11 protein-coding genes are annotated in these 12,932 nt (G+C 70.4%); 1 reads left to right on the top strand and 10 read right to left on the bottom strand.

All coding sequences use genetic code 11. The features are described from left to right. The gene (locus HHX37_RS21890; RefSeq protein WP_182886562.1) at positions 1-1,671 is read left to right on the top strand and encodes a glycosyltransferase family 39 protein; all 1,671 of its coding nucleotides are present in this window, start codon (positions 1-3) and stop codon (positions 1,669-1,671) included. Here the strand turns inward: HHX37_RS21890 and HHX37_RS21885 are convergent. The 10 genes from HHX37_RS21885 to HHX37_RS21840 form a co-directional block, all read right to left on the bottom strand. After that, a complete protein-coding gene (locus HHX37_RS21885) occupies positions 1,661-2,518 on the bottom strand; it encodes a carbohydrate ABC transporter permease (protein ID WP_117409740.1) in 858 nt (285 codons plus the stop codon). The genes HHX37_RS21890 and HHX37_RS21885 overlap by 11 nt on opposite strands. After that, complete coding sequence (locus HHX37_RS21880; protein WP_182883553.1) at positions 2,515-3,441, bottom strand: carbohydrate ABC transporter permease; 927 nt, start codon at positions 3,439-3,441, stop codon at positions 2,515-2,517. The genes HHX37_RS21885 and HHX37_RS21880 overlap by 4 nt, the downstream gene beginning before the upstream one ends. Positions 3,442-3,448: 7 nt before the next feature. Then, on the bottom strand, positions 3,449-4,735 hold the full coding sequence (locus HHX37_RS21875) for an extracellular solute-binding protein (protein ID WP_182883554.1): 1,287 nt from the start codon (positions 4,733-4,735) through the stop codon (positions 3,449-3,451). A gap of 273 nt (positions 4,736-5,008) precedes the next feature. Beyond that, complete coding sequence (locus HHX37_RS21870) at positions 5,009-5,596, bottom strand: GTP-binding protein (protein ID WP_117409737.1); 588 nt, start codon at positions 5,594-5,596, stop codon at positions 5,009-5,011. Further along, entirely contained in the window at positions 5,577-5,951 is a 375-nt protein-coding gene (locus tag HHX37_RS21865; RefSeq protein WP_117409736.1) for a DUF742 domain-containing protein, read from the bottom strand. Before HHX37_RS21865 ends, HHX37_RS21870 begins: the two co-directional genes overlap by 20 nt. Next, on the bottom strand, positions 5,948-6,382 hold the full coding sequence (locus HHX37_RS21860) for a roadblock/LC7 domain-containing protein (protein ID WP_117409735.1): 435 nt from the start codon (positions 6,380-6,382) through the stop codon (positions 5,948-5,950). The genes HHX37_RS21865 and HHX37_RS21860 overlap by 4 nt, the downstream gene beginning before the upstream one ends. Beyond that, the gene (locus tag HHX37_RS21855) at positions 6,379-8,661 is read right to left on the bottom strand and encodes a nitrate- and nitrite sensing domain-containing protein (RefSeq protein ID WP_182883555.1); all 2,283 of its coding nucleotides are present in this window, start codon (positions 8,659-8,661) and stop codon (positions 6,379-6,381) included. Before HHX37_RS21855 ends, HHX37_RS21860 begins: the two co-directional genes overlap by 4 nt. 204 nt (positions 8,662-8,865) lie before the next feature. Further along, positions 8,866-10,431, bottom strand: a complete 1,566-nt coding sequence (locus HHX37_RS21850) for a prenyltransferase/squalene oxidase repeat-containing protein (protein WP_310740470.1) — start codon at positions 10,429-10,431, stop codon at positions 8,866-8,868. 2 nt (positions 10,432-10,433) lie between these two features. After that, positions 10,434-11,336, bottom strand: a complete 903-nt coding sequence (locus HHX37_RS21845; protein ID WP_182886561.1) for a terpene synthase family protein — start codon at positions 11,334-11,336, stop codon at positions 10,434-10,436. Next, on the bottom strand, positions 11,333-12,712 hold the full coding sequence (locus HHX37_RS21840) for a cytochrome P450 (RefSeq protein ID WP_220503045.1): 1,380 nt from the start codon (positions 12,710-12,712) through the stop codon (positions 11,333-11,335). Before HHX37_RS21840 ends, HHX37_RS21845 begins: the two co-directional genes overlap by 4 nt. Positions 12,713-12,932 lie beyond the last annotated feature (220 nt).

Below are 12,932 nucleotides of genomic sequence, written 5' to 3'. Positions count from 1 at the left end.
GTGAGGATCAGGCACCACGCCGGCGCCCGCCCCGGGCGGAGCGCTCGCGACGCGGCCCTGCCGGCCGTCCCGGCCCTGGCCGCGCTGCTCGCCTGCCTGTGGGGCATCCGGCGTGGGTCGATGTGGCAGGACGAGGCGACGACGTACGTCGTCGCGGGAAGGCCGCTGCCCGACCTCTGGCACACGCTGGGGAACGTCGACGCGGTGCACGGCTGCTACTACCTGCTGCTCCATCCTCTTCTCCGGCTCGTGGGCGACGCCGTCCCGGCGGAGGTCGCGATCCGGATTCCCTCCGTCCTCGCCACGGCCGTCGCGGCGTCCGGCGTGGCGGCGATCGGACGGCGGCTGGTCTCCGCCCCGGCCGGCCTCTACGCGGGCCTCGTGTACGGCACGGCCCCCGCCGTCGTCGCCTACGGCCAGGAGGGCCGGTCGTACGCGCTGGTCGGGGCCGCCGTGGTGGAGGCCACGCGTCTGTTCACGCGGGCGCTGGAGGACCCGGCGCGCACGAGGAGATGGATCTGGTACGCCGTCGCGGTGGCGGCGGCGTGCCTGCTCAACCTCTTCGCCGCCCTGGCACTCGTGGCGCACGCGGCCACGGTTGCGATCGCCGCCCGCGGGCGGACCGCGAGAGACGAGGTGACGGACGAGAACGCCGGTGTCCCTGACGGGCCGCGGCGGTGGGGTGTGCCGCTCCGGTGGGCCGGAGCGAGCGCGTGCGCCCTGCTCGCCGTCCTGCCCCTCGCGTGGATCGCGTTCGGGCAGCGCGACCAGGTCTCATGGCTGGAGCGGCCCGGCTGGCCCGAGGTGCGCGCTCTCGTGGCGCGGTTCGCCGGGTCCGGCCTCTCGCTCGCGGCGACCGTCGTGCTCGTCCTGCTGGGACTGGCACTGGGACTCACACCGGGACTCGCACCGGGACTGACACCGGGGCTGGGCGACCGACGCGCCAACGCCGTGGGGCTCGTGGCGGTGGCCGTGCCGCTCGCCGTGCTGCCGCCCGCCCTGCTGATCGCCGTCTCGCGGATCCACCCCTTCTACCAGGACCGCTACGTCCTGTTCTCGATGGCGGGGCTCGCGCTGCTGACGGGCGCGGGGCTGGCCCGGGCCGTGAAGCTCGTGCCCGGACCGGCGCCGGACCGGTCGCCAAACCAGTCAACAGGCCGGTCGCCGGGTGGGTGGCGGGGTTGGTGGCGGATCGCGCCGCGGGCAGCCGCCGCGGTGGCGCTGCCGGTGTTGCTGCTGGCGGCGTCCCTGCCGGACCAGGCCGCCGTCCGGCGGATCGACAGCCGCCCGGACGACCCGGCCGCCGCGGCCCGGGTCGTCGGGTCGGGACGGCGGCCCGGAGACGCCGTGCTCTTCCTGCCCTCGATCCGCCGCCTGGTCGCCGAGGCGTACCCCGCCTCGTTCGACGGGGTCCGCGACGCGGCGATCAGGGCCGGCGGCGCGGAGTCGGGCACGCTGGCCGGCCGGGAACTGCCCGCGGCCGACCTCGTCGCCGCGCTGGGCGCGGCGCCCCGGGTGTGGGTGGTGAGCCGCCCGCATCCCGCGCCCGCCGACCTGGCGTCCGCGCGGGACACGGCCAAGCGGGACCTGCTTCGGGAGGGCTACCGGAAGGAGCGCGCCTTCCGGGTGCTCGGCTACACCGTACGGCTGTACACGCGGCTCAGCCCTTGACGGCCCCCGCGGTGAGGCCGCTGACGAGCTGCCGCTCGGCCACGGCGTAGAAACCGAGGGCGGGCAGCATCGCGACCACGATGTAGGCCATGACCCGGGCGACGTCCGTCGCGTACTGCCCCTGGAACTGCTGGACGCCCAGCGGGATCGTGAACAGGCCGTCGTCGCTGAACACCACCAGCGGCAGCATGAACTGGTTCCAGCTGTTGACGACCGCCAGCACGGACACCGTGGCGATCGCGGGCCGGGCCATCGGGAGCAGGATCCGCCAGAAGAAGCCGAACGGGGTGCACCCGTCGAGGATCGCCGCCTCCTCGATCTCTCCCGGGATGGCCCGGAAGAAGCCGCGCAGGATGATGATCGTCATCGGCATGCCGAAGGCGGCCTGCGGAAGGATCACGCCGAGCGGGTTGTCGAGCAGCCCGAACATCCGCAGCAGCACGAACAGCGGCAGGATCGCCACCGCGAACGGGAACATGAGCCCGGCGGCGAACATCGTGAACAGCGCCTCGCGGCCACGGAAGGCGAACCGGGCGAACACGAAGGCCGCCAGCGCCGAGACCGCGACGACCACGAGCGTGGTCAGCACCGCGATGTAGGTGCTGTTCCAGAGCATGTGCCAGAACGACCCCGAGGCGAGAATGCCCCCGTAGTTCTCCGGCATCCAGGGGTCGGGCAGGCCGATCGGGTTGCTGGAGAGCTGCCGGGTGGTCTTGAAGCCGCCGAGCACGGCGTACACCAGCGGGACAGCGACGAACAACGCCGTGATCACGACGATCGTGTGCAGGGACAGGCTGCGCAGGAGACCGCCCGACGCCGGCGACTGCTTGTGGCGGTTGGTGCTCATCGCTGTTCTCGCAGCACGGTGGAGGCTCCTTGGAGGTCACGCCGCATGACGTATCTCTGGTAGAAGAGCGCGAACACGAGGCTGATGAAGAACATCACCACGCTGATCGCACTCGCGTAGCCGACCTGGAAGCGCTTGAAACCGAACTGGAACATCGTCACGGCCATGGTCTCGGAGGAGTGCGACGGGCCTCCGCCGGTGATGATCCAGACCAGGTCGAACAGCTGGATCGCACCGATGACCGACAGGAACACGCTGATGCGGATGGTGGGGCCGAGCAGCGGCAGCGTGACGTAGCGGAAGACCTTCCAGCCGGTCGCGCCGTCGATCTGGGCGGCCTCGGTGAGCTCCCGCGGGATGCCCTGTCGCCCGGCGATGTACAAGATCATGTGGAAGCCGAAGTACTTCCAGGTCATGACGATGAACACCGACATCATCACCGACGACGGGTCGGCGAACCAGTCGAGGGGGTCGACCCCGAACCAGCCCAGGACGACGTTGGCCAGGCCGTCCGTCGGCGACAGGATCATCATGAACAGGACCGCGGTGATCGCCTCGGACAGCATGTACGGGGCGAAGAACAGCAGGCGGAAGAAGGCCCGGCCGCGGATCCTCTGGTTGAGCAGCATGGCGATGCCCAGCGAGAGGGGAAGCTGCACCACCAGCGACAGGATGATCAGCAACAGGCCGCGCCACAGGTCGCCCAGGAAGACCTCGTCCGCCAGCAGGCGGGTGAAGTTCGCCAGCCCGACGAAGTCGGTGGGCAGGCCGCGCATGCCGTTCCACTTGAAGACGCTCGCGTAGAAGGCGAGCAGGATCGGCGCCACCACAAGCCCGAAGAAGAGCACGAGCGCGGGCAGCAGGAACAGGAGGATCGTGGTGAACCCCCGGAGCCGGTGGCTCCGGGGTCTCGTCGTCTTCACGCGGCAGTTACTCCGACTTCGCCGTTTCCGTGATGGCCTGAGCCACCTGCTCCGGCGTCTTGGTTCCACCGATCAGCTGGGCCACGCTGTCGTTGACCTCCTGGCCCACGGCCGGCGGGTACGCCTGGTCGAGGTAGAGCTGGAACCCGGTCGCCCCGGCGAGGTTCTTGGCGACCACGCTCAGGTTGGGGTCGGTGACCGCGTCCTCCTCGCCCTTGAGCACCGGGAGCACGCCGCCGGTCGCGACGGCCTTGCGGTGCTCGGTGCTCTCGGTGAGGAACTTCACCCACTCGATCGCCTCGGCCGGCGCCTCGGCGCCGATCGCGAAGCCGCCACCGCCGCCGAAGGCGTCGGTGACCGCGCCGGCGCCGCCGTCGACGGCCGGGAAGGGGAAGAAGCCGAGGTCGTCGCCGAGGCCCTTGCCGGCGTCCTTCTCGACCGCGGGCGCCCACTGGCCCATCAGCTCCATGGCGGCCTTGCCGTCGCCCATGGTCGCGGCCTGGCCGCCCGGGTCGCCGTACGTCGCGCCGAGGAAGCCCTTCTGGAACGGCTGGAGGTCAGCGAGCTCCTTGAGCTTCTGCCCCGCCTGCACGAAGGGCGCGCCCGTGAAGTCCTTGCTCGCACCGGCCTGCTTCAGCGCGTCGAGGCCGCCGATCCGCATGGCGAGGTAGGCCCAGTAGTAGTGGCCCGGCCACTTGTCCTTGCCGCCCAGGGCGATCGGGGTGACGCCGGCCGACTTGAGCTTCTTGACGTCGTCGATGAGCTCCGACCAGGTCCCCGGCGGCTCGGCGATCCCGGCCTTCTTGAACAGGGCCTTGTTGTACCAGAAGCCGACCATGCCGATGTCGTCCGGGATCGCGTACGTCTTGCCCTCGATCTGGTACGCCGACAGCGCCGCGTCGGTGAACGTGCCGAGCCAGGAACCGGCGTCGCCGGAGAGGTCCTTGACCAGGCCAGCGTCGACCTGCTGGCCGAGCACGCCGCCACCCCAGGTCTGGAAGACGTCCGGCGCCTTGCCGGACTGCGTGAGCGTCGTCAGCTTCGCCTTGAACGCCTCGTTCTCATAAGGAACGCTCTTGATGGTGATGTTCGGGTGCTTGGCCTGAAAATCCTTGATCGCCTGAGCGCCGTAGCTCTTCAATGGCTCGGTGGTCCAGATGTTCCACCACTCGACCGTCACCTTGCCCTCGGCTGAGCTCTTGCTCTCGCCGGCATCGTTCCCGGTACTACCGCATCCCCCGAGGACAAGCGCGGACGCCGCCAGCAGCGCCGCACTCCGACGACTTAAATTCACGGTGGTTTCCCTTCTGGATTCCAACCGAAACTTTCGGAATTCAGACCGATAGTTTCTGCGATGGGGCAGAGGCTACAGCGGGCTCACGCTCATATCAACGGCTGTTGTGCAGCTGTTACGAGCCGCCGGAGGCGAAAGGAAGGCATGTTCGCCGCTCTAATCACAAAAGGGCTATAAAGGAATAAATCCGTCTTTACTGCACGAACCTCTCAAGTCACTTGAAAACGGAAGGAGGCCGTGTGGGGACACGGCCTCCTGCAGACGCGGGACGCGTCAGTGCGCGGCGGCGGTCGGCCGCCGGCCGTACGCGTGCTTGACGAGCGCGATCAGGACCTCCTTGCCCGACTCCCGCTTGCGCGCGTCGCACAGCAGGATCGGCACGTCCTGGCCGAGGTTCAGCGCGAGCTTGACCTCGTCCAGGTCGAAGACCGGTGCGCCGTCGAAGCAGTTCACCGCGACGACGAAGGGGGTGCCGCGCCGCTCGAAGTAGTCGACGGAGGGGAAGCAGTCGGCCAGCCTGCGGGTGTCGGCCAGCACCACCGCGCCGAGCGCTCCCCGGGCCAGCTCGTCCCACACGAACCAGAACCGCTCCTGGCCCGGGGTGCCGAAGAGATAGAGGACGAAGTCCTGCCCGATGCTGATGCGGCCGAAGTCCATGGCCACGGTGGTGGTCGCCTTCGCCTCGACCCCGGACAGGTCGTCCACACCGACGCTGAGGTTCGTCAGCGTCTCCTCGGTGCGCAGGGGGCGGATCTCCGAGACCGCGCCGACCATCGTCGTCTTGCCGACCCCGAAGCCGCCGGCGATCAGCAGTTTGATCGCCTTGGGCATCTTCAGGGTGTCAGAGCGCCCGGAGACCATCGAGCACCGCCTTGTACATCCGCTCGTCGAGCACGTCCATCTCCGGTTGGGGCTGCTGCACGGCCACGAACCCCCGGTCGAACAGGTCCCCGAGGAGGACCCGGACGATCCCGGCCGGCAGGTCCAGGTGGGCGGCGATCTCCGCCACCGACATCGCCCGGCGGCACAGCCGTACGATCGCCTGGTGCTCGGGGTCGAGCCCGATCTCCGCTCCGGTGGTGGGGCGGATCGTCACCGCGAGCGAGATGAGGTCGAAGCGGTCCTGCGCCTCCGTACGGCCGCGCGCGATGACGTACGGGCGGATCGTCGGCGCGTCGAGTAAGCGTTCCTCGTCCGGGCTCCAGTCAAGGTTCACAGGCGGACCTCCCTGCCCGTGGCCCGGTCGATCGTCGTCCGCGCGGGCGAGGTGAGGTACTGCCCGACCCGCGCGACGAGCATCGCCATCTCGTACGCCACCAGGCCCACGTCGGCGTCGCCGGTGCAGAGCACGGCCAGGCAGGCGCCCTGCCCCGCCACCGTCACCATCAGGAAGGCGGACTTCATCTCCACGATGGTCTGCCGTACCTGCCCGCCCTTGAAGCGCTCGCCGACACCGCGGGCGAGGCTCTGCAGTCCGGACGCCACGGCGGAGAGATGTTCGGCGTCCTCCAGGCGCAGGCCCTGGGAGGTCGCCAGCAGCAGACCGTCCGTGGACAACACGATGCCGTGCTCCACCTCGCGGACCCGCGCGACGAGGTCGTCGAGCAGCCACGCGAGGTCCGCGGACGCGCCGGTCTTCTGTGTCACAGGTTGTCCTCCCCTTCACCTAGCAGCTTGGCGGCCTCGGATCTGCCGCGCCTGGTCCCCGACTGGAACGAGCCCATGATCTTGCGGACGTCCTCCGGCGAGCGGTCCTCCTCGTCCTCCGGTTCCGCGCCGCCCTTCGGCTCCTCGGCGAGCGCCGGAGCGAGGCTCGCCTGGGGCACCCGGAACGGCAGCCCGGACGGGGTGAACGCGGCCGGGGGCTCGGGCCCGGCCGGCTCGGCGGCGATCGGCGCGGGCCTGGGCGTCTCTGCTGCCCTCGGCACGGGAACCACCTCCTGGACTGGTAGCGGGTCCGCGTCGGGAGCGCCCACCAGCGCGATCTCGCGCGCCCCGCGTTCCCGTCGGTCGAGACGAGGACGGGTCTCCTGCTCGGGGTGTTCGTCGCCGCTCTCCATGACGAGCTCGCGCGGCAGCAGGACGACCGCGGTCGTGCCGCCGTACGGCGACGCCTTGAGCGACACCCTGATGCCGTGCCGCTCGGCGAGACGGCTGACCACGTACAGGCCCAGCCTCGCGGTGCTGGACAGGTTGAACTCGGGCGGATCGGCGATCCGCTGGTTGGCCGTCTCCAGGTCGTCGGGGCTCATCCCGAGACCCCGGTCCTCGATCTCCAGGGCGTACCCGCTGGCCACCACCTGACCGCCCACCTGCACCATCGTGTACGGCGGGGAGAACGACACCGCGTTCTCGATCAGCTCCGCGAGCAGGTGGATGACGTCGCCGACCGCGCGTCCGTTGAGCGATGTCTGCCCCATGGGCAGCACGGTGACCCGGGTGTAGTCCTCGACCTCGGCCAGGGCGCCGCGCACGACGTCGACCATGGGCACCGAGCGCCGCCAGGCACGGGCGGGGGACGCTCCGGAGAGGACGATGAGGTTCTCGGCGTTGCGCCGCATGCGGGTGGCGAGGTGGTCGATGCGGAACAGGTCCTTCAGCTCCGCGGGGTCCGACTCGCGCCGCTCCATCACGTCGAGCAGGGTCAGCTGGCGGTGGACCAGCGACTGCGTACGCCGGGCGAGGCTCAGCAGGATGTCGCGGATGCTCTGCCTGAGCTGCGCCTCCTCGACCGCGGTGCGGATCGCGGTCTCCTGCACGGTGTTGAACGCCGCGCCCACCTGGCCGATGACGTCCGGGCCGAAGTCCAGCGGCGGCGCCTCCGCGCGGATGTCGACCTTCTCGCCCTGGGCGAGGCGGGCGACCACTCCGGGCAGCCGTTCGTTGGCCAGTTCGAGCGCGGCCTCCCGCAGCTTCTCCAGCTGGCGGACCAGCGCCCTGGCCGTCGTGACCGACAGGACGATCGACGCGACGACCGCCACCAGGCCGAGCACGCCGGCCAGCAGGAGCCGGGCGATGACGGCGGCGGCGACGGGCGTGGTCCGCTCGACCAGGCGGTCACCGGCCTCCAGGATCGCGCTCTGCAGCTCCGCCAGAGCGGGCTCCGTCGCGGCCCGCCACTGCTCCGCGCCGATCGGCGGAAGGCCGCCGGGCCGCGAGCTCTGCATGACGTTCTCTTCGAGCGCACGCAGGCGGGTGAAGCTCTGTCCCCGCTCCAGGCGTTCGAAGATGGCGCGGTCGGAGTCGGGCAGCGCGATGACGGCCTCGGCCTTGTGGAAGCGTTGAACGCCGACGATCTCCGTGAACCTCGCGCGTTCCGACACGGTCAGCCGCCCGGAAGCGAGGGCTCCGGCGAGCAGCGCGTCCTCCTCCGAGAGCAGTTCCCGTGCCCGGCTCAGGTCGATGAGCGTACGCGTGTCGTGCGCGACGTCCTTGTCGTCCAGGGTGGCCAGCGCGTCGTAGGTGCGGTAGACGGAGTCGACGACCGTCGTGTAGGAGTCGTACGCCCTGCTGCGGTCGGACTGTCCGCCGTCGACGAGACTGCGGTTCTTCGGCAGCCCGTCGAGCTGGCGGATCATGTCGTCGATACGCCGCTTCAGCACCGCGTCGGCGGCGAACTGCACGTTGCCGCCCTTGGCCAGGCGGCGGAACTCGTCGGCCGCCGCGTCCGTCCGCGCCCGCTGCGCGCGCAGGTTGCCGCGGTCGGCCGAGGGGTTCCCCATGGCGACGACGGTGAGCCGCCGTTCCCGCTGGAGCTCGACCAGGAGCGTCTCGCTCGGCTGCGCCACACCGCTGTCGTAGACGGCGACCCAGACCAGGTTGAGGCCCTCCCGTAGCGTCACCCAGGCGGCGAACGCCCACAGCGCGACAAGGGACAACAGCAAAGCCGCCACCTTGGTCCGCACGCTGGAATTACGGAAGCGCATGAGACCACCCTGCGAAATCGGCGATACGCGAGCGTTTCGCGGCGATTAACATCGCCCGACGTCAAGGGGTCGCACGCGCTGCTCACCCAAAAACCCGCGCTACATCTCGGACACCTTAGCAAATGCTAAGAAAACCCCTCAAGCCGGAGCAATATGGTCAATAATGTCCACTTTTCCGAAAATGACGGATTTCCCGAGCGTTGATCATACTTGACCAGCGAGCCTCACAACAAGTGATCGAGACTGTGCGAGGTGCATCGCCGCCAGAACGGCCGCCCGCACGACCGCCAGCGGCCGATAGAGGTCCTTGTCGTGCCACAGCGGCGGTCCCTCGGACACGTCGGCCGACCGCAGCAGGTAGGCGTACCCCCGCGCCGCCGCCTCCGTCACCCGCCGCCCGCTGCCGGCGAACAGGAGGAGTTGCAGGGCGTAGGCGGTCTCCTCGACCGTACCGGCCCAGCGGCCCCAGCCGCCGTCGTCGCGCTGGGTGTCCAGCACCCACTCGACACCGGCCCGCACCGCGTCCGCCGCCTCCGCCCCGCCGAACTCGTGCAGCGCGAGGCCGCAGGACGCGGTGCCGTAGTACGGCGACGCGTGCCACCGGTCGTCCCAGCTCCCGTCCTGCCGCTGCTGTTCGCGGAGCCATCCGGACAGCTTGCGGATGGCCGGCGCGTACGCCGGGGCGGCCTCCGGCCGTACGGCGGCGTACCGCCCGAAGGCGTCGAGCACGTGAGCGTTAACACTGACGGACGCGCCCTCTTCTCCCTGCCAGGTGCAGAAATGCGTCGGCGTCTCGAACGCCCACAGGCTGCCGGGATCCTGGGGCAGGCCGAGCAGCGTCAACGCGTACAGGGCGACGGAGGTGGTGTCGGCGTCGGGCGGCAGTCCCGCGCCCGCCGGCGTGCCCGCCGGACCGATCGCCGTCCTGAGGTCCACCAGCATCTCCGGAGGGACCTCGAACGATATGCCGGCCCGCGCCAGCGAGCTCAGCACCCATCCGCGCTCGAAGACGGTGATCGGCAGGCCCACCGGCACCGGGCCGCCGTGCCGCCGCACCACCGCCTCGAGGTGCCAGCGGACGGGATGCCCGGGCTCACTGGGTCCTCTGTCACCCAGCCATGCCGCACTCGCGGCGGGCGACGCCCCGACCGTGCCGATCTCGGTCACGTGGACCGCGGCCGCACCGTGGGCCGCGTCCCCGGCGATCTCCAGTGCGTGCAGGAGCTTCTGAGGGATCTCCTCCTCCGACGCCACCCACCTGCGGACCGCCGCCAGCGGGGCCTCGCTCATCCCGGCGGGCAGCGCGAGGGCGGCGCTCATCCCGTTCGCGGCGAGATGGTCGTTGATGCGCGCGACCAGCGACGGGACGATCAGCTCGATGGCCGGCATGTCGGGCAGCGACAGCCGCGGGTCGCCGAGGCAGCGGGACAGCCGCGCCAGCCCCCGCACGGCGGCCTCCCGCAGCGCCTCCACCCGCACACCGGTGTCCTCGCCCCGGCCCAGCACCGAAAGGAGGGCCTCGGTCGCGCTGAGGGAGGGCACCAGCCCGTAACCGTCCGGGGCTCCCCATCCTCCGTCCGGGCGCTGGTTGCCCAGCAGCCAGCGCACGCGCTCGCCGTGCCCGGTGAGCCAGGGGGCCAGGGTCACCAGGCGGCCGGTCTCGTAGACGGACGGGGATACCTGTCCCCACGGCATCGACATCAGCCCGAGCACCAGGTCCTGGGCCGCGCCCACGACGTCGGTCGCCGGCGGCGGGGCAAGGTCGTTCACTTTCACAGTTCGCCCCAGTAGTCCGCGAGCCCGTAGAAGCCCGTGCTGTAACCGATCTGCCGTTCGAGATAGGCCGACTCGTCCGGGCGGCCGCTCCGCAGCGACCGGAGCCGCTCCCGGCACTCCTTCGTGAGGATCCCGATGTGCGCGACCACCTCGTCCCTGGTCACGCCGAGCAGGAGGGCGTTGAGATCACCCCAGGTGACGTCGCGCTCGTAGGTGGCGAGGTCGTTCAGCAGACGCAGCACACGCTGCACCGCGTCACTCGCCTCGGTCAGCTCGTCCAGGCGGGGAACGACGCCGGGGTCTCCGGCGTGGATCCAGTGCGAGACGTTGACGAACGTCGATCCGAAATTCCCGGCGTTTCCGAGATACTCCTCGAAGGAGGGCATCGAGTCCCCGCCGGAGACCTGGTGCTTCCAATCCCACTCGCGCGCCATTGCCGTGAGCATCCGTTCGAGCTCGTCCCGCCAGGCCGCGCGCAGCGGTGGGAAGAGCGGGGACGCGGCGAGCTCGTCGCGGATGACGGCGAGGAACCGCGTGAGCGGCGTGTCCGGATCGGGCGCGCGGTCGTCCGCGACCGCGAGCGCCCCGCGCACGATGTCGCCGATCTCCGTCCGGGAGGTGGCCTCGTGATCGATCAGCCAGTCGGCCGCGAAGATCCACAGGGATGTGCGGTTGGCGATCCTCAGCCGCTCGGCGGTCGCGTCCGGAGACCCGAACGCGTTGGCCAGGGACACCGACGCGTACAGCGTCGCGTCGAACGGCCTGGCCGCGAACAGCTCGGGGAACGCTGCGGCACACTCCTGGAGGTCCCGCTGACAGCGCGCCGCGAGGGCGCAGGTCCTGCCACTTGCCACCGCCGACGCCGGATGCCCGGCGTCGGGGCGTGGTGCCGTGCTCATGCCCTGGCGCCTCCGGCGACGGGCTCAAGGCGCACCTCGATTGTCTCCTTGGGCCGCAGCGACGCGCCCGGGAACGGCGTGAGCGGCCTGGGGGCGCGCACCTGCGGCCGGAACCGCGCCAGGATGCCGGCCACGATCAGCGGCGCCTCCATGTAGAAGAGGTGCTGGCCGATGCAGAGATGCGGGCCTCCGCCGAAGGGGAAGTAGGCGTACCGGTGCCGCCGCTCACGCCTGTCCACCGCGAACCGCTCGGGGTCGAACTCGTCCGGACGGTCCCAGAACTCCTCCAGCCGCTGGGTCACGTAAGGGCTGATGAGCAGGGTGGAACCGGGCTCGATCGGCACGTCGCCGAGGAGGTTGGCCCGCAGCGCCATGCGCGGCATCATCCAGCCCGGCGGATACAGCCGGAGCATCTCCTGGAACACCGACTTCAGGTAGGTCAGCCGGGGCAGGCAGGACGCGTCCACCGGGCCGCGCCCGACGACGGTCTCCACCTCTTCGTACAGACGCGCGGCGACCTCTGGGTGATCGTGGAGGAGCGGCCACAGCCAGGTCAGCGCCACCGCCGTGGTCTCGCCCGACGCGCCGTAGATGCTGACGAGGTCGTCGCGGATCCGCCGTTCGGCGCCCGGGCCGTCCTCGTCGGCACGGGCGCGGGCGAGCGCCGAGATGATGTCGTTGCCGTCGCCGGGATCCCTGCGGGCCTGCCTGACCAGCGGCAGCACCACGTCGTCGATCACCTCGACCGCTCGCCTGAAAGCCCGGTCTCCGGGCATCGGGAACCACTCGGGCGCGAAGGGCACCAGCAACCGGGAGGTGAACGAGGTCGCGGCGATCGCGTACGCCGGGGCCAGCCGCTCGGCGTCCGCGACGGAGATCTTGTCGCCGAACAGGACCCGGATGACGATCCGGCTCACCAGGCGGGCCAGCTCCTCGCAGATGTCGATCCAACGCCCCTCCCGGGCGTACGCCTCCCAGGCCGTGAGCTCCTTGTCGATCGTCTCGGCCATGTCCTGGGCCAGGCTCGCGACGTACCTGGCGGTGAAGAGGGGCTGCAGGATTCTCCGGCTGGACTCCCAGTCGGGGCCCTCGGTGAGGATGCTCCGGCCGGCCAGCCGCTCCACCGGCTTCCAGAAGACGCCCTCCCGCGGGTGGTTCTCCCAGTCGCCGCGCAGGACGTGCTGTACGTGGTCCGGATGACTTACGAGGTAGGGGCGGAACGGACCCAGGTTGAGCCGGACGACCTCGCCGCGCGCCTGCCGGGCCAGTCCGGCGAGCGTGTTTACCGGGTCACGAAGCAGGGGACGGAGGGTGTGGCGCAATGGCAGGGATAACGATCTCGCCGGTGGCCTGATGTCGATCGCCTCGGAAGTCACGGCCGTCTCCCTCTCGCGGTAGGCATGTGGCCGGACGCCCCTCGCCTGGGCCTCGTCCAGTGACCACACCGATCGTCACTGGCGGAGTATCACACGCCGAGGAAGTTTTGATCAAGATTCTGGCCTAGTGATACTTTTGTAGGGATTCATTACCAGATGGACCATCGGGGACCCCTTGGCGTGATTCGGGAACGCCGAAACCACCACAACCAGGCACAAC

The sequence above is a fragment of the Microbispora sp. H10885 genome (assembly GCF_014161415.1).
GTDB classification, from domain to species: Bacteria; Actinomycetota; Actinomycetes; order Streptosporangiales; family Streptosporangiaceae; genus Microbispora; species Microbispora triticiradicis.
The sequence above is the reverse complement of the archived record's forward strand: the minus strand, read 5'-3'. Positions and strand labels throughout refer to the sequence as shown.